Origin of the sequence: Lewinella sp. IMCC34191 (assembly GCF_003390935.1) — a bacterium.
Classification (GTDB): domain Bacteria; phylum Bacteroidota; class Bacteroidia; order Chitinophagales; family Saprospiraceae; genus Neolewinella.
In genome coordinates, this window is the sequence record NZ_QNQZ01000008.1 from 227031 (window position 1) to 246262 (window position 19232).

18 protein-coding genes are annotated in these 19232 nt (G+C 58.9%); 11 read left to right on the plus strand and 7 right to left on the minus strand.

Annotation, left to right across the window (positions count from 1 at the left end):
* Nucleotides 1-45: 45 nt before the first annotated feature.
* The gene (locus DRW39_RS16055; RefSeq protein WP_116108079.1) at nucleotides 46-693 is read right to left on the minus strand and encodes an outer membrane beta-barrel protein; all 648 of its coding nucleotides are present in this window, start codon (nucleotides 691-693) and stop codon (nucleotides 46-48) included.
* Between the two features lie 69 nt (nucleotides 694-762).
* On the opposite strand from DRW39_RS16055, the gene DRW39_RS16060 reads away from it, so the two are divergent.
* Both DRW39_RS16060 and DRW39_RS16065 read left to right on the plus strand, forming a co-directional pair.
* Nucleotides 763-1557: a hypothetical protein gene (locus tag DRW39_RS16060; RefSeq protein ID WP_157976165.1), complete on the plus strand. Its 795-nt coding sequence runs from the start codon at nucleotides 763-765 to the stop codon at nucleotides 1555-1557.
* A 65-nt stretch (nucleotides 1558-1622) separates the two neighbouring features.
* Nucleotides 1623-2360 (plus strand): glucosaminidase domain-containing protein, encoded by a 738-nt coding sequence (locus DRW39_RS16065; RefSeq protein ID WP_116108081.1) that lies wholly within the window; start codon nucleotides 1623-1625, stop codon nucleotides 2358-2360.
* An 11-nt stretch (nucleotides 2361-2371) separates the two neighbouring features.
* On the opposite strand, the gene DRW39_RS16070 is transcribed toward DRW39_RS16065, so the two are convergent.
* From DRW39_RS16070 to DRW39_RS16080, 3 genes are all read right to left on the minus strand, one after another.
* Nucleotides 2372-2779: a DUF5606 domain-containing protein gene (locus DRW39_RS16070; RefSeq protein ID WP_116108082.1), complete on the minus strand. Its 408-nt coding sequence runs from the start codon at nucleotides 2777-2779 to the stop codon at nucleotides 2372-2374.
* 275 nt (nucleotides 2780-3054) lie between these two features.
* Nucleotides 3055-5046: a thiamine pyrophosphate-dependent enzyme gene (locus DRW39_RS16075; protein WP_116108083.1), complete on the minus strand. Its 1992-nt coding sequence runs from the start codon at nucleotides 5044-5046 to the stop codon at nucleotides 3055-3057.
* Between the two features lie 74 nt (nucleotides 5047-5120).
* Complete coding sequence (locus tag DRW39_RS16080; protein WP_116108084.1) at nucleotides 5121-5471, minus strand: hypothetical protein; 351 nt, start codon at nucleotides 5469-5471, stop codon at nucleotides 5121-5123.
* A gap of 105 nt (nucleotides 5472-5576) precedes the next feature.
* On the opposite strand from DRW39_RS16080, the gene DRW39_RS16085 reads away from it, so the two are divergent.
* The 7 genes from DRW39_RS16085 (at nucleotide 5577) to DRW39_RS16115 (ending at nucleotide 13164) form a co-directional block, all read left to right on the plus strand.
* Nucleotides 5577-5987 carry an ester cyclase gene (locus tag DRW39_RS16085; protein WP_116108085.1) on the plus strand — a complete coding sequence of 137 codons (411 nt, stop codon included), beginning with the start codon at nucleotides 5577-5579 and terminating at the stop codon, nucleotides 5985-5987.
* 78 nt (nucleotides 5988-6065) lie between these two features.
* Entirely contained in the window at nucleotides 6066-6938 is an 873-nt protein-coding gene (locus DRW39_RS16090) for a nuclear transport factor 2 family protein (protein ID WP_116108086.1), read from the plus strand.
* A 74-nt stretch (nucleotides 6939-7012) separates the two neighbouring features.
* Nucleotides 7013-7705 carry an NUDIX hydrolase gene (locus DRW39_RS16095; protein ID WP_116108087.1) on the plus strand — a complete coding sequence of 231 codons (693 nt, stop codon included), beginning with the start codon at nucleotides 7013-7015 and terminating at the stop codon, nucleotides 7703-7705.
* 5 nt (nucleotides 7706-7710) lie between these two features.
* Nucleotides 7711-9459 (plus strand): ribulokinase, encoded by a 1749-nt coding sequence (locus DRW39_RS16100; RefSeq protein ID WP_116108088.1) that lies wholly within the window; start codon nucleotides 7711-7713, stop codon nucleotides 9457-9459.
* 48 nt (nucleotides 9460-9507) lie between these two features.
* Nucleotides 9508-10209 carry an L-ribulose-5-phosphate 4-epimerase AraD gene (gene araD / locus DRW39_RS16105; protein WP_116108089.1) on the plus strand — a complete coding sequence of 234 codons (702 nt, stop codon included), beginning with the start codon at nucleotides 9508-9510 and terminating at the stop codon, nucleotides 10207-10209.
* Nucleotides 10210-10330: 121 nt separating this feature from the next.
* Nucleotides 10331-11770 carry an L-arabinose isomerase gene (gene araA, locus DRW39_RS16110; protein ID WP_232830168.1) on the plus strand — a complete coding sequence of 480 codons (1440 nt, stop codon included), beginning with the start codon at nucleotides 10331-10333 and terminating at the stop codon, nucleotides 11768-11770.
* A gap of 413 nt (nucleotides 11771-12183) precedes the next feature.
* Nucleotides 12184-13164, plus strand: coding sequence for a hypothetical protein (locus DRW39_RS16115; RefSeq protein ID WP_116108090.1), 981 nt, complete (start codon nucleotides 12184-12186; stop codon nucleotides 13162-13164).
* A gap of 22 nt (nucleotides 13165-13186) precedes the next feature.
* On the opposite strand, the gene DRW39_RS16120 is transcribed toward DRW39_RS16115, so the two are convergent.
* From DRW39_RS16120 to DRW39_RS16130, 3 genes are all read right to left on the minus strand, one after another.
* On the minus strand, nucleotides 13187-13984 hold the full coding sequence (locus DRW39_RS16120) for a DUF1080 domain-containing protein (protein ID WP_116108091.1): 798 nt from the start codon (nucleotides 13982-13984) through the stop codon (nucleotides 13187-13189).
* A gap of 118 nt (nucleotides 13985-14102) precedes the next feature.
* A complete protein-coding gene (locus DRW39_RS16125) occupies nucleotides 14103-14378 on the minus strand; it encodes a hypothetical protein (RefSeq protein ID WP_116108092.1) in 276 nt (91 codons plus the stop codon).
* 68 nt (nucleotides 14379-14446) lie between these two features.
* Nucleotides 14447-15604, minus strand: coding sequence for a hypothetical protein (locus DRW39_RS16130; protein WP_157976166.1), 1158 nt, complete (start codon nucleotides 15602-15604; stop codon nucleotides 14447-14449).
* Between the two features lie 179 nt (nucleotides 15605-15783).
* Between DRW39_RS16130 and DRW39_RS16135 the strand changes: the two genes are divergently transcribed.
* Together DRW39_RS16135 and DRW39_RS16140 are read left to right on the plus strand one after the other, a co-directional pair.
* Nucleotides 15784-17058 (plus strand): hypothetical protein, encoded by a 1275-nt coding sequence (locus DRW39_RS16135; protein ID WP_116108094.1) that lies wholly within the window; start codon nucleotides 15784-15786, stop codon nucleotides 17056-17058.
* 297 nt (nucleotides 17059-17355) lie between these two features.
* Nucleotides 17356-19206 carry a T9SS type A sorting domain-containing protein gene (locus DRW39_RS16140; protein WP_116108095.1) on the plus strand — a complete coding sequence of 617 codons (1851 nt, stop codon included), beginning with the start codon at nucleotides 17356-17358 and terminating at the stop codon, nucleotides 19204-19206.
* Nucleotides 19207-19232: the final 26 nt, after the last annotated feature.

Below are 19232 nucleotides of genomic sequence, written 5' to 3' on the forward strand. Positions count from 1 at the left end.
ATGGTACGTTGGTATAAGTCGGTACCCCGCCCGGCGGTTCGCAGATCAGAGCGCGTAAAACAGACCGAAGTGCCCGCCGAAGGCACGGCGAATACTGGTCTGGGCTTCGGTATCGCCCGGCCGGATCACGTTACTGAAGCCCTGGAGGTAGCGTCCGTCAACCTGCACCGTCACCGGGCCGAATTCCAGATTGAACCCGAGGCCGGCGCGAAGACCGTAGTTGATCCGGAAGGACAGATCGTTGCCGTAGTAGGTGTAATCCGGGTAATCTTCCGGATCGAAGCCAACGGGCAGGGTTTGGGATTCGCCGATCGGCACGGAAACGTAAGGACCGGCCTGTAGCATCGGCTGAAACCAACCGCGACCGACACTGAACTGCGTCAGGATCTGGAGCTCGACGTATTCCCTGTCGCGCCGGTAGATACCTCCGTCCAGATCCTCCTGCCAACCGGCCTGTTCGTATGCTACTTCCGCCTGGAAGCCCACCAGTTGCTTATCGAAATAGCGCAGGGCGATGCCGTAGGTGCGGCCCTCCACGGTATTCACGTCGCGATTGGGGGTAAAGTCCATCTCGCTATACTGCTGCCCACCGACTATACCCAGCTGCAGGCGGCGGTAATCGATGGAGTCGGTCTGGCCGAAAAGGGCAAGGCCGGTAAAGAGAAAACTGATGGACAGGATAAATCGTAGCATAAGCAATAAGGGCGGCGGAGCGCAGGTACAAAAGTAGGACGAAAACAGGGGTGACGGCGTTACCTTACCATGATGATACGCTTGGTAGCCGTGCTGTGGTTTGGAATGCTGGCGGGATGCTTGTCTGCGCAGGTATCCGACTTTTTTTTAGACCCCGCAGGGAAGGCGTACTATTTACTAGACGATGCCCGCCTCGCAACGCCAAACCCTTTGGGCGAGAATACCTACAGCTTTTACGATAGTAGCCTCGGGTCGCCCGACTACGTCGACGTGACCAATCCCTTTCAAATACTGGTCTATTATCGGGAGTACGGAACGGTAGTGGTCCTCGACCGTACCCTCAGCGAGCTGGACCGCATCGATCTGTTCGCCAACGAAAGCATCCGCCAGCCCGGGGTCATTGCGCGGAGCTACGACGACGGGATGTGGGTCTTCGATAATTGGGACTTCCGGCTGCTTAGACTCAACGGGACAGGGGAGATCGAGCACCAGACCAATAACCTCCGCCTGCAGCTGGGCATCTCCGGTGCACCCGATGCCCTGTTCGTTGATCGCAACCGCGTGATGCTCTACTTCGCGGCGGACGACCGGATGGCCGTATTCACCAACTACGGCAAGTTCCTTTCGTGGGTCGCGGTGCCACCGGGACTTACGCTGTCGTGGCGGGCTCCCCATCTCCTGGCCATCGGCGAGGGCCAACACTGGCTATGGACCCCCGGCGAGGAAGGCTTAGTACCACTGGGTACGCTACCCGAGGACCTGGCCTCCGCCGGCCGTATTCTGTTTACCACCGAGGGGTACGTAACCACCGTACCTGGAGTATTGCAAATAAGGGGCAAGGCCTTTTCAAACAAAAAACAATAAAACAATTTGTTTGATGTAGAGTAATTTCCTAACTTTGCTACCGTAGTTCGAAAAAAGGTTGCAAAATGAAATATTCTCTCCCCCGCCTGACGGCCTTCGTCGGCAGGCACTGGCTGCGGCTTGGCCTGATTGGCTGTGCGCTCTTCCTGCTCTCCCAGAAGCAGGTCAATTTTAATGTGAAACTCGGTCACCCTGACGCGAATGACTCGGCTCCGGCACTGGATGAAACCTCGCCCGCCGATGCGCCTTCGGACGAAGCGCCCGTGACATATTATACCGAGGAGGGGACCGCTTCCGCCAAGAGCGGGGGCTTCTTTTCCCGCTTTAACATCTTCGGTAGTTCCGAACCGGATCTTTACGAACGGCTCAACGGGCAGCCCGAAGCGGACATCGACGCCTTTTTGACCCGCTTCGGTCACGTGGCGCAGGCCGAACAGGAGAAGTTCGGCATCCCCGCAAGCGTCATCCTGGCTACCGGCTTGCTGTACAGCCGGAGCGGTAAAGGCACGACCGCTCAATCCCTCAATAATTACTTCCGCTTACCCTGCGGTGCGGACTGGCAGGGGGCGACCGGCCAGGCGGACGGATCTTGCCTGCGGCGGTACGAAAGTGCCTGGACAAGCTTCCGCGACTTCAGCCTAACCCTCACCGCGGGCGAGTATACCCGCCTTGCGCAATTCGGTCCGCGCGATTACCGCCGGTGGTCTGCCGGTATGCAGGAACTGGGCTTCCTGGACAACGAACAGCTGGCGACCGACATCCAACGGACGATCGATCGCTACCAACTCTTTCGCTTCGACTAGGCCTGGGCGGGTTATTCTTCCTCGTCGCCTAACTTGTCGAAGAGCTGGTTGGCCAGCATGTAGTGGTACCACTTCAGGAGCCGTTTGATGTCGCTGGCGTGTACCCGGTCCTTATCGTAGGTAGGCAGTACGTCCTCGAAGTAATCAAAAAGGCGCTCGCCCTTCTCGTTGGCTGCGGGAGCCGGGTTGTCTTCCTGCTGTTCCAGCATCCGGTCGAATACCTTGCGCAACGGCTCGGCATCTCCGTCCTCGGTATACACGGCCATGCTTTCCAGCGGCGCGAATTGATGCTTCCGGGCCGGTGCGAAACGGCGCTTTCCGGATTCCATTTCTTCCACGATTACGCCCCCCTTGCGTTCGGTGACGACGGTGTATAGTCCGGGTAGTCCGGTGACGGCTATGATCTCTGCAAATTTCATGGCGCGAAGGTATTGATTAGTACGGTAGGGGGGAAGTACGCTGGCTTCGCCATCTGGTTAGTACGGTAGTCTTTAGTCGGCTGGCTGCGCCACCCGGGGTGGTACGGTAGTAGCTCCCTTTGGTCGCTGTTAGTAGGGTAGTCCTTTAGTCGGCTGGCTTCGCCGATCCGGAGTAGTACGGTAGGTGGGGTCATGGGATGTGCGTCGCAGCGTAGCGGGGGGGCTGATCCCATGCCTGCCGACCCGGAAAGACTAACGAACTCAAAGGTAAAACCCTAGTAATCTAACAACTCCCGAATAGCCGCCTCCAACCGCTTCTTGGGTAGGTATTCTTCTTCTAGAGCTGCAGCAAAGGGAACGGGTGTATCCAGACTGGCGAGCCGGCGGACGGGCGCGTCCAGGAGCTCGAAGCAGTGCTCGCCGATCCAGGCAGCTAATTCGGCACCGAAACCGCCGGTTAGGGAAGCTTCGTGGAGGACCAGGGCGCGGCTGGTTTTTTCCAGGCTTTTCCGGATGGCGGCGTGATCGAGGGGGGCAAGGGAGCGAAGGTCGATGATCTCGATGTCCAGATCGTTCGCGGTGGCGGTTTCCGTGGCCCAGTGCACCCCGGCACCGTAGGTAATCACGGTAAGTAGTTTGCCTTCCCAAACAATCGTTGCTTTGCCGATAGGGGCCGGGGTAAATCCACTTGGGACCGGGGCGGTAAGGGAGCGGTAAAGGCCTTTGTGCTCGAAGAAAAGTACCGGGTTCCGATCGGCGATGGCGGCCAGTAGCAAAGACTTGGCATCTTCCGGGTTGCTGGGGTAGACAATCTTGAGGCCGGCCACGCCGGTGAACCAGCTTTCCATTGTCTGGCTGTGGAAGGGACCGGCCCCCACGCCGCCGCCTACGGGCAGGCGGACGACAACGTCGGCGTTCTGGCCCCAGCGGTAGTGTAGCTTGGCGAGGTTGTTGACGATCTGGTTGAACCCGCAGGTTACGAAGTCGCCGAACTGCATCTCGACCATGGCTTTCCCCCCGGCGATACCGTATCCGAGGGCCGCACCGATCACGCCGCTCTCGCAAAGGGGGGTGTTGCGGACACGCTCGGTCCCGAATTCTTCGACAAATCCCTGCGTAATCTTGAAGACGCCGCCATATTCAGCGATATCCTGTCCCATCAGGACAAGGTCGGGATAGGCGCGCATGGCCTCCCGCAGCCCGTCGCTGATGGCATCGACGAAGCGGAGTTCCCGCGCTTCTCCGGGCCGGGACGTCACCTCGGGGGTAGGGGCAAAGAGGTCAGTTACTTCGGTGGCCGTATCGGCTACGATCTCCGGAAGTTCAGCGGCTTCCTGGAGGCCGGTTTCTATTTCCTGACGAATGGTATCCTTCAGGCGGTTTTCCATCTCCTCGTTCAGCAATCCTTCGCGGTGCAGGTAGGCGGCGAACGTATCCACCGGGTCGCGGGCCTGCCACTCCGCGATCAGTTCGCCGGGTACGTACTTGACGCCGCTGGCTTCCTCGTGGCCGCGTACGCGGAAGGTCCGGCACTCGATGAGTACCGGTTCCGGATGTTGGCGAAGCTCCCGGGCGAGTTGGCGGACGGTGTGGTAGACTTCGATCACGTTATTCCCATCGATCGATAAGCTCCGCATGCCGTAGCCGGGGCCGCGGTCCGCCAAACTGCTGCAGGCGTACTGCTCGCTCACGGGCGTGGAGAGCCCATAGCCGTTATTCTCCACGACGAAGATGACCGGGAGTTTCCAAACCGCGGCGATATTCAACGCCTCGTGAAAGTCTCCCTCACTGGTGCCGCCGTCGCCGGTGAAGGCCAGGCTGACTCGCGCCTCGTCGTGCAGCTTATGCCACAGCGCCACGCCGGCGGCCAGCGCGAGCTGTGGACCCAGGTGGCTGATCATGCCGACGATGTGGTGTTCCTGCGATCCGAAATGGAAGCTGCGGTCGCGGCCCTTCGTGAAGCCGGCCGCCTTGCCCTGCCACTGCGCGAAGAGCCGGTAGAGGGGTACCTCCCGGCTGGTGAAAACACCAAGATTGCGGTGCATGGTGAAGATGTACTCTTTGGGGTCCAGCGCCAGGGTACAGCCCACGCTGATGGCCTCCTGCCCGATACCGGAGAACCACTTGGAAATAACGCCGCCGCGGAGCTGCTTCAGCATTTTTTCTTCGATCAGGCGGGGGCGGAGAAGGTTCTCGTGTAAACGCAGCAGGGTTACTTCGTCCAGGTTGTGGCCGGAAAACGACAGCGGGGTAGGGGTGGCGGTCATACCGGCAAGGTAAGGGGGGAGAGGGAAGATTAGGGTTTACTGTAATGGATTAATATCCGGCACTCGCCGGATGCCTATTTCCTGGATGGCGTGATCTTGTAGCTATTAAAGGTTTGCGCGGATTTAGCCTGTGCCTGATAGACGATCACCGGCAGGGCACCGGCCGCGTATGCGATGAATCCGACGTTCCAGAGTGCCGCGGTGGCTACTAGTCCGGCTACGCCCCCGATGACGGTAATTACCGGATTAGGCTTAGCCAGTATTTGATTGACGTGAATAGATCCGGGCTTGTGGCAGTGTGCGCAGTTAGCGGAGAACCGTTCCCCGCGTTCCCGCTCGAGATCCACGCGGTCGGTAGCGGAGGTGGCCACGTAGGTACTTTCGTGACAAAATTTGCAGACGAAGTATTTCTTGATGAAAATCATTAAAGGTAGAAGTGAATAGCTGGTGACCTCCGGACACTGCCGCCACATTCCATACCGAACAACGGCCATGGCTGTACCGATACAAGGTATAAACCATTTATAGACATGACCAACGTAGAAGCACAAAAAAAATTCGGTGAGGCCGTCAATACCGGTAAGCTGGAAATGATCCGCGATGTAGTCGCCCAGGACGCGAAGGACCACGACCCCGCCCCCAATCAGGGCCCCGGCCCCCAGGGGTTCATCGACTTTTTTACCATGATGCGCACCGCCTTTCCCGATCTCAACCTCGAAGTGGACCATATGGTCACCGATGAGGACAATGTCTCCTTTGCCTACCGCGTATCCGGCACGCACCGGGGCGAGTTCATGGGGGTGGCCCCGACGGGTAAGTCCTTCAAGGTACGCGGCCTCCAAATCGGCCGCTTCGAAAACGGTAAGCTAAAGGAACGGTGGGGTAGCTCGGATGAACTGGGTATCCTCAAGCAACTGGGCGTGGAAAAGATCCCATCCTAAATAAATGCCGCTTATCGCCAGGAGCCAAAAGGAAGCGAAAGGGTAGTGATTTAGCCGGATGAGTGGTAGATTGCCGGTATGCTTGATCGCGCGCTGTTCTTTCTTCTCTTCTCTCTCATAACCCAGGTCGCGGTGGCGCAGCAGCACCCCCGGGAAGTGCTGGCGCGCCTCTTTGACGCGATGCGATCGGCCGATACGACCGGCATGGCGCAGCTGTTTCACCCGGCCGCGGACCTCCATTCGGTGAGCGTGGACCAGCAAGGACGGACCCAGGTACAGGAAGGGTCGTTACCCAACTGGATGGCCGGCATCGCGGGTGCCGAGCCGGGCGCCCTTGACGAGCAGTTGCACTATACGGCTATTCGCGAGGACGGCGGACTGGCCACAGCCTGGACACCCTACACCTTCGTGTTAAACGGAGAGGTGAGCCACTGCGGTACGAACGCGTTCCAATTGGTGCGGGACGGTCTGCAGGGTCAGTGGCGAATCATAAACATCGTGGACACGCGCCGCCGGGAGGGGTGTGAGCCGGTGGATACGGCAGGCGCGGTGCCCCGTATCGAGGCACTGGCTACCGATTGGCACGCCGCGGCTGCGCGGGCGGACAGTGCTGCTTTCTTCGATGCTATGATGGACGGTGGAATTTATATCGGTACGGATCCCGGCGAGCACTGGACGAAGGAAACGTTCCTGGCCTTTGCCGCACCCTACTTCGCAAGGGGAGAGGCTTGGAGTTTCGAGGCGGCCGAACGGCATATATTCTACGATGAAAATCAGGACATTGCTTACTGGGATGAGCTCCTGGACACCTGGATGGGACCCTGCCGGGGAACGGCCGTCGTGAAGCGCGTTGGAAACGGGGACTGGAAAATCGCCCACTATACATTGAGCGTGGCCGTACCCAACGGTGTCATTCAACCGTACCTCGAGCTGCTGGAAAAAGGAAATTAACGGATCGGCTGCTTACCTTGCAGTATCCCGACATATAAATTGTCTTATTGACAATTAATAATTACTTTTGTGTTATGAAGGCCTACGATCAGCAATCCCGCCTCTTAGTGGCCGTCGACTGCATAATATTTGGTTTCAAGGAGGGGAAGCTGAATTTGCTGCTTATACGTCGGGACTTCGAACCACGGCGCGGGGAATGGTCGCTCATGGGGGGCTTCTTAAAGGAAGATGAAAGCCTGGATGATGCCGCCGCCCGGGTCTTAAAGGAACTGACCGGCCTCACGGAAGTGTACCTCGAGCAGTTCAGGGCCTTCGGTGAGGTAAACCGGGATGAAGCGGAAAGGACGGTCTCCGTTGGGTACTACGCGCTCGTGGAGCAACCCGTAGTGGATAAGCAGCTTTCCCGGGACTATGCTGCCCACTGGGTTTCCGTTGATGACATTCCGCCGCTGGTTTTCGATCACCGGGAGATGGTCGCCGCCGCCCTTCGCCGTCTGCGCCACCGGGCCACGCACGAGCCGGTCGGCTTTGAATTACTGCCCGAGAAATTTACCATCACGCAGCTACAAGCACTATACGAAGGTATTTTCGGCACTTCCATCGATGCCGGCAACTTCCGCCGTCGACTGCGCAAGATGGATTATCTCGAAAGACTGGCGGAGAAGGACACCTCCGGCTCCCGTAAAGGCGCCTGGTACTATCAATTTAAATCCGAGCGCTACGCCGCCGCCAAATCCGAGGGGTCGGATTTTCTGCTTAAACCATAACGATTATGCAAGTTTCAGACTACACCATTGGCATTGACTTCGGCTCCGATAGCGTCCGCGCCCTCATCGTGGACGTGACGACGGGCGAAGAGATCGCGACGGGTGTGTCCTACTACCCCCGCTGGAAAAAGCAGCAGTACTGCGATGCGGCCGCCAACCGCTTCCGCCAGCACCCCCTAGACTACACCGAGAGCATGACCGACGCCGTCCGGCAGGCCGTAGCGGAAGCACCCGACGGGGTAGCCGATCGGGTAATCGCCCTGGCCGTCGATACGACCGGTTCCACACCGGTGGCCGTCGATGAATCGGGCACGCCGCTGGCATTGCTGGATCGCTTCAGCGAGAATCCCAACGCCATGTTCGTGCTCTGGAAAGATCACACCGCCATCGGGGAAGCCGCTGAGATCAACGCCGCCTGCCGCGCGGCGGTTACCGACTACACCAAATACGAAGGAGGCATCTATTCCAGCGAATGGTTTTGGGCCAAAGCCCTCCACGTCATGCGCGACGACGATGCCGTCGCCAAAGCCGCCTACTCCTGGGTGGAGCACTGCGACTGGATTCCCTTTCTGTTGAGCGGCGGAGCGCAGGTAAAAAACATGAAACGGAGCCGCTGCGCCGCCGGGCACAAGGCACTCTGGCACCCGGAGTGGGGAGGCCTGCCCCCCGAGGAATTCCTGACCGGTCTGGATCCGGTGCTGGCGGGAATGCGGGACCGGCTCTTTGACGAAACGTACACTTCCGACGAAGTGGCCGGAAACCTGACCGGCGAATGGGCGGATCGCCTGGGCTTACCCGCGGGTATTCCGATTTCCGTCGGCGCCTTCGACGCGCACATGGGCGCCGTCGGCGGAGAGATCGAGCCCTTCCACCTTTCCAAGGTCATGGGTACTTCCACCTGCGATATGCTGGTCGTTCCCGCCGGACACGAGGGCGCCGGAGCGCAGGTAAAGGGCATTTGCGGGCAGGTGGACGGTTCCGTAATCCCCGGCATGATGGGCATGGAAGCCGGTCAAAGCGCCTTCGGAGACGTATACGCCTGGTTTGCGCGTCTCGTCGCCTGGCCGTTAGAGAACGTACTCGCGAAGAATACCTCGCTCGATGAAGCGACGCGTACCAAACTGATCGAAGAAACCCGTTCCGCGATCATTCCTCAACTGAGCGAAGCCGCGGAAGCGCTGCCCATCAGCGACGATATATTGGCCCTCGACTGGTTCAACGGCCGTCGCACCCCCGATGCCGACCAGTCGCTGAAGGGCGCGATCATGGGCCTGAACCTGGGGTCGGACGCGCCACGGGTCTTCCGGGCACTGGTGGAATCGACCTGCTACGGTGCCCGCCGCATTGTCGAGCGCTTCATTGAGGAGGGCATCCCCGTGGAAGGCCTGATCGGGCTCGGGGGGGTCGCCAAAAAGTCGCCCTTTATCATGCAGACCATGGCCGACGTCATGGACCGGCCGATCCGCATCGCCCGCTCGGAGCAGACCTGCGCCCTGGGGGCCGCGATGTTCGCCGCCGTCAGTGCGGGGAAATACAGCGACGTATCGGCCGCGATGGAAAAGATGGGGGGTGGCTTCGACGCCGAGTACCAACCCGACGCCAAACGTGCCGCCGTCTACGAGGGGCTGTACCAGCGGTACTTACGGCTTGGGGAAGCGATTGAAAAAGAAACGCATGAGGACCGCGACGATGCCGCCGCTCCGAAACCGGACAAGCGGTCGGTAGCCGAGCCCTCGGAATCCGAACTGCTCTGAGGCTATTCGGATTCATCTTATCCTGCGCTCCGGCGCCAAAAATTAGATATGAGTAAGTACGCAACGATCAAGCAGGCGGCCTACGACGCCAATATGCGCCTGCCCGAACTGGGCCTGGTGCTTTTCACCTTCGGCAACGCCAGCGCGGTGGACCGGGAGCGGGGAGTATTCGCCATTAAGCCGAGCGGTATGCCCTACACCGAGCTAAAGCCGGAGGATATGGTCGTGCTGGATTTTGACAATAACGTATTGGAAGGCGACAAGCGCCCCAGTAGCGATACCAAAACGCACGCCCTGCTGTACAAGGAATGGAAGACCATCGGAGGCATCGTGCACACCCACTCCACCTACGCGACCGCCTGGGCACAGGCACAGGCCGCGATCCCGATCATGGGCACCACCCACGCCGACCACCTGACCGTCGATATTCCCTGCGCCCCGCCCATGGCCGACGACAAGATCGCCGGTAACTACGAGCACGAGACGGGTTGGCAGATCATCGACCACTTCCGGGAACTCAACCTGGACCCGGCGGAAGTCGAAATGGTGCTGGTCGGCAACCACGCCCCCTTCACCTGGGGTAAGAATGCGGAAAAGGCCGTCTACAACGCCGCAGTCTGCGAGGAAGTAGCGAAAATGGCCTACCTGGCCCGCCAAATCAAGCCCGATGCGCCCAAGCTGAAGGACAGCCTCATCAAAAAGCACTGGGAGCGGAAGCACGGTGCGGGGGCTTATTACGGACAGAATTAGGGTTTAGGTGATAGGGTAGAGGCTATAGGGCATACCCGCCAACTATACCCTATGACCTATGTCCTATACCCTACTCCCCAAACTCCTACCAAGACAATCAGACAACTAAAAATCATAACCCTTGAGTAATCCATTAACCATCACCGGCAAAACCCTCTATTTTCTTACCGGTTCCCAGCATTTGTACGGTGAAGAAACCCTGCGGCAGGTCGCCGAAGACAGCCGGCAGGTCGCCGATGCCCTGGACGGAATTGCCGGACTACCCGTACGGGTGGAGTGGAAGCCGGTGCTGAAGACGCCGGATGAAATTTACCGGCAGCTACGCTTGGTGGAAACCGACGACGACTGCATCGGCGTGATCTGCTGGATGCATACCTTCTCGCCGGCCAAGATGTGGATCAAGGGATTGCAGGTCCTGCACAAGCCGATGTGCCATTTGCATACCCAGTTCCTACGGGACATCCCCTACGCCAATATTGATATGGACTACATGAACCTCCACCAGAGCGCGCACGGCGGGCGGGAGTTCGGACATATCTGTACCCGACTGGGTATTCCTCGGAAGGTGATCGTCGGCCACTGGGCAGCCGAGCCGGTACAGGCCGAGTTCCGCCGTTGGTGTGGCGTGGCCCTGGCCCGCAATGCCGACCGCAACATGAAGGTGGCCCGCTTCGGCGATAATATGCGGCAGGTGGCCGTGACCGAGGGCGATAAGGTAGCCGCGCAGATCACGATGGGCTACAGCGTGAATGGCTATGGCATGGGTGACCTGGTCGAGCGCCTCGACGACGTCAAGGAAACCCAGATCGACGAGGTCATCGAGGAGTACCGCTCGCTCTATACCCTGGCGGACAACCTCCTCCCCGACGGCGATCGCTACCCGAACCTGCGCTACAGCGCCCGCATCGAGATCGGTATGCGGGCCTTCCTGGAAGACGGTGGCTTCACCGCCTTCACCGATACCTTCGAGAACCTGACCGGCATGCGACAGCTCCCCGGCCTGGCCGTACAGCGCCTGATGGCCGACGGCTACGGCTTCGGTGGGGAAGGCGACTGGAAAACCGCCGCCCTGGTGCGCACCATGAAGGTAATGGCCACCGGAATGGAAGGCGGGAACAGCTTTATGGAAGACTATACCTACCACTTCGAGCCGGGCAATGAGTCGGTGCTCGGCAGCCATATGCTGGAAATCTGCCCGAGCATCGCCGCCGACAAGCCACGGATCGAATGTCACCCGCTCGGCATCGGCGGGAAAGCGGATCCCTGCCGCCTGGTCTTCAACGCCGGTGCCGGCGAGGCCCTGAACGCTAGCCTGGTCGATATGGGCGATCGCTTCCGCTTACTGGTCAATCCGGTCACGGCCGTTAAGCCCGGTGGTGATCTGCCCCTTTTACCGGTCGCCCGCGTACTCTGGCAAGTCAAGCCCGACATGAGCAGCGGTGTCGAAGCCTGGATCAAGGCCGGTGGCGCCCACCATACCTGCTTCAGCCAGAACCTGAGCGTGCGCCAGTTGGTGGATTACGCGGAGGTTAGCGGTGTAGAAGCTTTGGTCATCGGCTAGCTTCGTCCGCCGATTGGAGCGTAGCGTAGTTCGTCTGCCGAAGCGATTTATTGTCGGGTGTCAGGTGTCGCCGGGCCCGGCTACGCCGTGCGTCGGCGTCTGGTTTAGCGTCGGAGGCGGGGTTACTAATTTTGGAATAGCACGCTCTTGGAGGTAGGAGGGATTTGAGGAAGCGCTGGGGTAGATATTCGTTGCCTCTCGCTGCGCTCGGGTTCGCCCGCTTCATGACTTGTAATCGGGTCATTACGGTGAGTAATGATTCAGGCGGGGATAAATGCCGTAGCGCAGAAGAGAATCACTGCTGACTGCCCAACAGGATCGATTAGAACGCCGGAACGGGAAAGACTGGTAAATCGGCGTTAAATACTTTTGCCGCACACGGAGGGATCGGTCTGGGCGTCTATCTTCCAGATATGAAACCCTACACCTTTACCCTGATCCTGCTTTTTGCAGGCCTGCACGCCTTTGGCCAATTGCGGCAGGGCGACGTCACGCTTAGCTTTTCCGATCGGATGTACCTTTCTCCGATACCGGCGCCTGCGGGCTTGTCGGACCAGTTGAGCGGAATACGAACGTATCCCGGAACGGCAACCGTTGCCCATATTGCGCCGAAAGCCTTTCGGATGGTGAGCGAACGTTTGGGCGTTGGCGGTCAACTCATCGTCGTTGGCGGATTGGGGGGCGGCTTTCCGCTCATCGCCTCGCTTGCCCCCGCGGTACGCTACTATTTTCATAATGATGCCCGACGGATGTGGTACGGTTCCCTGGGACCTACCTTTTTATGGAATGATACCTGGAGCTATGGCGTACAATTAGGGGGCGGCCTCCAGATACCGGTTGCTTCATCCGTGCTCTTCTCGCCTAACCTGGTCCTGGACTATGGTGGCGAGCGGGTAATTCCGGTTTTGGAAGCTGGTATCGAGCTTCTTTTGGGTAATAATCGCGGCCCGGCCGAGCGGAGGGCTCCGGAATTACACCAAGGCAGCTTTTTACTGGGGGCATCCTCTTTCCAATTAAGTGCGGTGAAGGATCTGCAGAATTGGTCGATGGATTTGTCGGCCCACTATTTCGTGCTACGCAGGTTTGCCCTCTCAGGACGTGTGTTGGCCAACGTTTCCCGACTAGAAGCCGATGGAGAGAACTGGACTACGGCGGGACACATCGAGCCCGGTATCGGACTCCGGTACTACTGGAATGCCGGACAGTCGCTCTTGTGGTTTACGGATGTCGCCATTGATTTTGGTACGTATTCTTCCGGCACCCTTGCGGGCGGTGTAAACTACTTTGTCGGTCAACACCTCGCCCTGGAGTACGGATTGTATCTACAAAGTTCGCTGGATAACAATCCGGTGTTCGGACAAAGCTTCGGAATGCGGCTGTATTGGGGGCAATAGAGCGGTCGCTCAGGAGGTGTCACTACTCCAATCGCCGCAGGGCTATCCGTCGGTAAAATACTTCCGCGCCTTCGGCCTGTAAGGCGATGTGGCCTTCGGCGAGGGGTTCCCATATTTCGTCATCGACGGGACGCCATTGGGCATCGGTAATCGCATTGACCAATTCTCCGTTGAGGTAAAATTGGGCTTGTTGACCGTCTACAACGATGCGAACGACGTTCCATCCGGGAAGCTCCGTTGCCGGGCGGCGGGTGAAGCGGACGTAGCGATTTCCGGTACGTCGCGCAGGTGTACCGCTCGGATCGAAGACCTTGCCGTCGGGACCGCGCAGACTGACGGCGCGGGTGCCGATGAGCCAGGTGTCGCCGGTGTCGTTTTCCTGGATCTGGTATTCCAGCGAGGTGGGCCAGAAGGCCGTATTCTCCTGAGCGTGAAACAGGATCCCCGCATCGCGGGGGGCATCCGTCCGTGGAGCGAATTTCTTATCTCCCCACCGGTATTCCAACGTCAGGGTATAGCTCCGGTAGGTGCTGTCGGTAATCAAAGCCGCGAAGGGCTGCCGGCTTCCCGCGACTGCATCGGGCAGTATATGAAGCAGGCTGTCTTCCCATACAAAATGGCGTTGTGAATCGACGGGGACCGACCCTTCGCCCTTCATTATTACGTGCCAGCCGCTCAATGTCGAGTCGGCGAGCAGGGCCTCGGCAGACTGGCCGGATGCGGCGGTGCCAATCAATAGGAATAGTAGAAGGGTAGGGAAGCGGACGATCACGGGCGGAAGGCTAGACTTGGGTACGAAAATGACGGGGTGAGTCTGCATACCACCGTCCGAATTACCGCGTACCGGTTTTACCCGGACTGACCGCGGGTCAGGTAATCAATAAATCATACTTACCACCTACTGGGTTCACGATCGTAACGCCGTGGGGGGGTCTCTGCTAGTCCTCGAAGTCGATCTTGTTCCCCTCGAAGTCGTACTCCAGTTCCATTTTATCACCGCTGAGGCGAAACTCGACTTCGTAGTGATCGTCATCTACGTCCCATTCGACGTCGGTGGCATTGGGGTGATCGGCGGCGAAGGAGGCCTGGATTTCGGCAGGTACTCCATTGCTTGGGTAGTCGACGGTGACTTCTTTATCGTCGGCGGTGGTTTCGTTGCTGTCGCAGGCCACAAGACCGAAAGCGAGGAGACAGGGAAGGATCAGTTTGCGCATAAGCTAATAGTTATTCGGAGAGGCAAGTACATCCTTTGGCTTCCTAACAGCGTATTGCCGGAGCATGCTCACTTCGTATTTGTTAAAGTACCATAGGTGAGTCCCCGAGCGTCATCGAGTCTGGCGACGATGCCCCAGCCGTAGAAGAAATTCGTCACGGCAATGAGCAATTCATTCTCCCCGGCCCGTAGGGGCAGGTCCCAGCTGCTGTTGTTGACGGACAGCCTGCCCTCGGGTTCCGTCATGCCGGGGGCCAGGTAGACCGTCCGGTCCATTCCGAGCAGGCCGCCGTTGAGGAACAGGAGCACGCCATCGCTAAAGCCGAGGTCCAGGCGGCGGACCTGAGCTTCTCGGGCGGTGATCGTCGTGCGGAGCCATACGACGCGTTGCTCCCCGGAGGGCGTTGCGCCGAATTTCCGGCTCAGGTTAATCAGTCCGAAAGTTTCCGATTCAATTGGTTGCCAACCATGACCGTCACCGGGGAGATCGACTTGCTCGTTTCCGATGGGCATAGCCAGCGGGGTCTGGTTGAGTTCCAGGCTACTCGGTGGTCCCACTTCCCACCGGCGGAGGTAATTCGGGTCGTTGTCCGTCAGGTCGAAACCGGCACCCGGGGGCAAATCGCCGGTATCGTTCGGGTCGATCCGCACATTTGAAATGAACACTTTACCGTCGAAGCCCACTGAGGAAGCTGAAAGGGGCCCATCGGTGCGCGGTACCACCAGGGCCGGCTTTTGCATGTCATTGACGTAGGCCACCAACCGTCGGTCGCGCATGACGATGCGCACGTGGTTCCATCCGTCGAAATGCAGGGATGCATTGGACTGGTATTCCGGCCGGAGGTCCCATAGGTTCGTACCATTGACCTTCGCGGCGTACTGGATATGGTTGTTTGCGAGCGAATCCCTTCCCTTACCGGTCCGGAAATAGACGTGCTCGTAATCATCACCGTCGATCCGGAAGTAAAGGCTGGTGAAGCGGGTGGAATCCGTGAAGGCGACATCGTACTCGATGGTGCCGTTGCGGAAGTCGGTGAGCGATTTGGTGAGTGCGCTGCCCCCGTCGGCGGGGGGCTGCATGGCCGCGCGACCGAGGTGAGTGGTAAAGCTAGGGGCGACTCCCCTGGCAGTCCAGGCATCGGGTCGGTTGGGAACGCTGACCGATTGCTGGGCAAACGCGGCGAAAGAGCAAATAAGGCAAGCGATTAAAAGGGGTAGAAAGCGCATGTTGTGATTGATTTGGCTGCCAAGTTGCCAGTAGGCGCGCGTTCGCTAAACCCAAGGCTGGTTCATCCTCGTTCAAATCCGTGCAAGGTAGGTAAGGTGCTGTCTATGAAGGTTTTACGCCCGGTAGGCGAATCCGCCCCCTATTTGTCTCTAGGGTAGTTTCCTTTTACCTTTACCCGATGTCGGAAGCTCAACTTTTGCAAGCCTGCCGGAAACGCATCGAGCAACAGCTTGGCTGGGGCCCGTCTGAGCAGTGGACGAACGATGATTTTCTGGCCCTCAGCGAGCGTATCGGCGAGCGCACTTCGGTTAGCCTCAGCCCGACCACCCTGAAGCGGTTGTGGGGGAGGGTGGCCTACTCCAGCAGCCCGAGTACGACCACGCTGGATGCACTGGCCCGCTTCGCCGGCTTCGACCACTGGCGTCACTTTCGAAGCAGCATCGCGCCCGAAACCCCCACCCGTCACCCTACGATAGAGCATTTTAGCTGGCTCGTACCCTCATTGGCTGTCGCCGTCATTCTGGCTCTGATCCTTTCCTTTGCCCTGCCGGCGGTCGATCGAACCGCAGGTCAGCCTGATGGGGCTACTGCATCCGTAAGGTTTACACCGGCGGATTTTGCCTTTGATTTACAGCCGGTTGCCGGCGGCATCCCCAATTCCGTCATTTTCAAGTATGACGCTACCGCCGCCGGCGACTCCGCCGTATACCTACAGCAGAGCTGGGATCCCAGCCGGCGGGAATTACTGGACCCCGCGGGAGACACGCACACCTCCATTTACTACCTCCCTGGCTTCTTCCGCGCCAAACTCGTGGTGGGAAGTCAAATCGTACAGGAGCGGGAGCTGTTCCTCCCCTCCGGCGGATGGATTGCGGCGGTAGCGGGAGAAAATTCCCCGGTGTACCTGAAACCCAGCGAAGCAAGGCAAGAAGGGCAGCTGGCGTTCACTCCGCAAGCCCTTGAGCGATACGGCATCCCCCTGGAACCGAACGTGCCTTCTACGACGCTGGTCAACGTCCGGGAGATGGACGGCCTACGGACGGACGACTTCACCTTCCGCACCCGCTTCCGGCATACCTACGCCGAAGGGTCCTCGGTTTGCCAACGGACGTGGGTAACGCTCATGCTTAAAGACGGAGCGATTAGGCTACCCTTTAGTGCACCCGGATGCGTGGCTGACCTGAGCGCCTACGTCGGTGGGCAATCGCTCAATGGACAGACTACCGACCTCTCAGTTTTCGGCGTGATGGGCCCCGATTGGACGGAGCTGGCGGTAACCGGCAAAGGGGATAGCTTATTTGTGCGCGTCAACGACCGCAGCATACTGCGCCTCGGACGTCAGGAGGAGGTCCGCGATATCATCGGGCTGCAGTACGATTTCAAAGGGACGGGGGCCGTGGATGCTTTTTCCTTCTATCGGAATGAAGACGTCATCTGGGCGGAGGCATTTTAGCTTCGTCCGCCGAATGGAGCGTAGCGGAATTCGTCTGCCGAAGCGGGTCGGGCCCCCTCGTTTCGTCGAACGAAGCGCCCCGATGGTCGAACGAGCAGGCTTGGGGAGTCTTAAAGAGTACCGTAGCTGGAACCCCACCGTTTGGAAGTCAACTTGGTAGTGGCACTGTACCTGGATCACCGCTGCGGTCGGTAAATTCTGCGGGCTGCTACCAACGTCTGCCGATAGATGCCCGTCTAAAGCAGTTTGTAGATTTTTTTTGCGCCACCTAGGCGCCCGACACCCCAACTACACCTCATGAAGAATTTTTACCTAGCATTTCTATTCCTGTCCTCCATACTTAGCGCGCAGGAAGGTTATATCCTGCCACGCTCCAGCAGTTCCTTCCGGCAGGACATGACGGTCACCCCCCAGGGCGACCGCATCCTCATCGGTGAAGTCACCCTGGATACGGTGATCGGCCTCGATCTCGATCCCGGCCCGGGCACGAACCGCTTCCAAGGGGTGCTGAAGAAAGACCCGGGTGACGGGGCCTTCGTCGCCTCCTACGATCCGCAGGGTAACCTCAACTGGTCGGTGCTCATCGCCGACACGACACTTGACCACAGCGACGTACGCGCCTTTTACGTCGACTACGACGACGAGAGCAACATCTACGTGCAGGGCGAATTTTTCGTGAGCGCCGACTTCGCGCCGGGCGACGCGGAATACCTCGTCACGCCCCCGGCGGGAATGTACTGGATGACCTTTATCGCCTCCTATACCCCGACGGGCGAATTACGGTTCGTGGTTACGCTTCCGACCTACATTCCCGCCATCTTTGCCGACGGCCTCCTGCGGCAATTCGGCGTGGACGGTGCCGGGAACAGCTACTCCATGATCGGCTATTCGAGTGAATTCGATTACGACCCCGGCGACGGCGAATCCATCATGGACGGCAAGCAACCGGTCATCGCCTCCTACGATAAGGACGGGAACTTCCGCTTCGCCTTCGAAACGATGGGCGCTCCCTACGTTCTCGGCGTATCCAAGATGGGGGATTTTTACGTCGGCGGTGATCACCGGCAGGAAGAGTACGGCGTAGACCTCGACCCGAATCCGGATAGCGAATACTTTATTCCCGAAACCGAAAAACTAATCTCGAGCATCGTGCTGTCCTTCGATACGGATGCCCAATTGAACTTCGCCCAGGTGATCGAGGGTGACGGGGTCTATCCATATATGCTCGACGGCGATAAGCACGGCAATCTCTACATGGCTGGCCCCATGCAACCCGGGAAATCCGACTTTGACCCGGGGCCGGATACCGTACTGCTGGAGGTGATCGATTCCTTCGGGTCCGAGGCGGACTTCTTTATGGCCAAATACCGGCGCGACGGCGAACTCGTCAAGGCCCTGCTGCTGGAAGAAAAACCGGGATCGTTAGCCCTGGAAGGCGTGCAAGATTTTGCCCTGAGCGACGACGGCGAACTCTACCTCAGCGGCCGCATCCTGTGGGATAGCCTGGACCTGGACCCCTCCGAGGAAACGCACTACATCAGCGGTCAGTACCCCTACGCCGAGCGAGCCTTTGTCGCCGGCTACGATTCCAGTTTTAACCTGTTGTTTGGTTACACCCTCGGGGATTCGCTGCAGGATGGGCTAGGCAAAGATGGCCGGTGGTTCAAAGTCGCCCCCGCGCCGGTTTGCGGCGACTACGTTCTGATGGCCGAGATCCCCCTGCCCCAGACGATCGATTTCGACCCGCGCGAAGGCTCCGAATATGTTCCTACGGCCATAAATTCCGGTACCGATACGATCGGACTGGCCGTGATCACCTACAGTCACGACCTCGACGCTGGGGGAATGGACTGCTTGTTATCCGGACTTGCCGGGCGAGACAAGCTAAGTGCTTTACCGCTGCGTGTATTTCCCAATCCCTCTGCTACGGGCGTGTTCGAGATGAAACTTCCCTTCGCGGGGGACAACCTGGCCGAATACCTCATTGCCGATCTGTCGGGAAGAATCGTCCGTCAGGGTGTCGTGCATAATTCTGATGAACCCATCAAGCTTGACCTGAGCCAACAGCCTGCGGGTGTCTACATCGCAAAAGTTTCTTCGGCGGGGCGCACCGCTGTTGCCAAGCTGATCCGGGGTGCCATCCGTTAACTAGCGCACTGTGGACAAAATCGTTA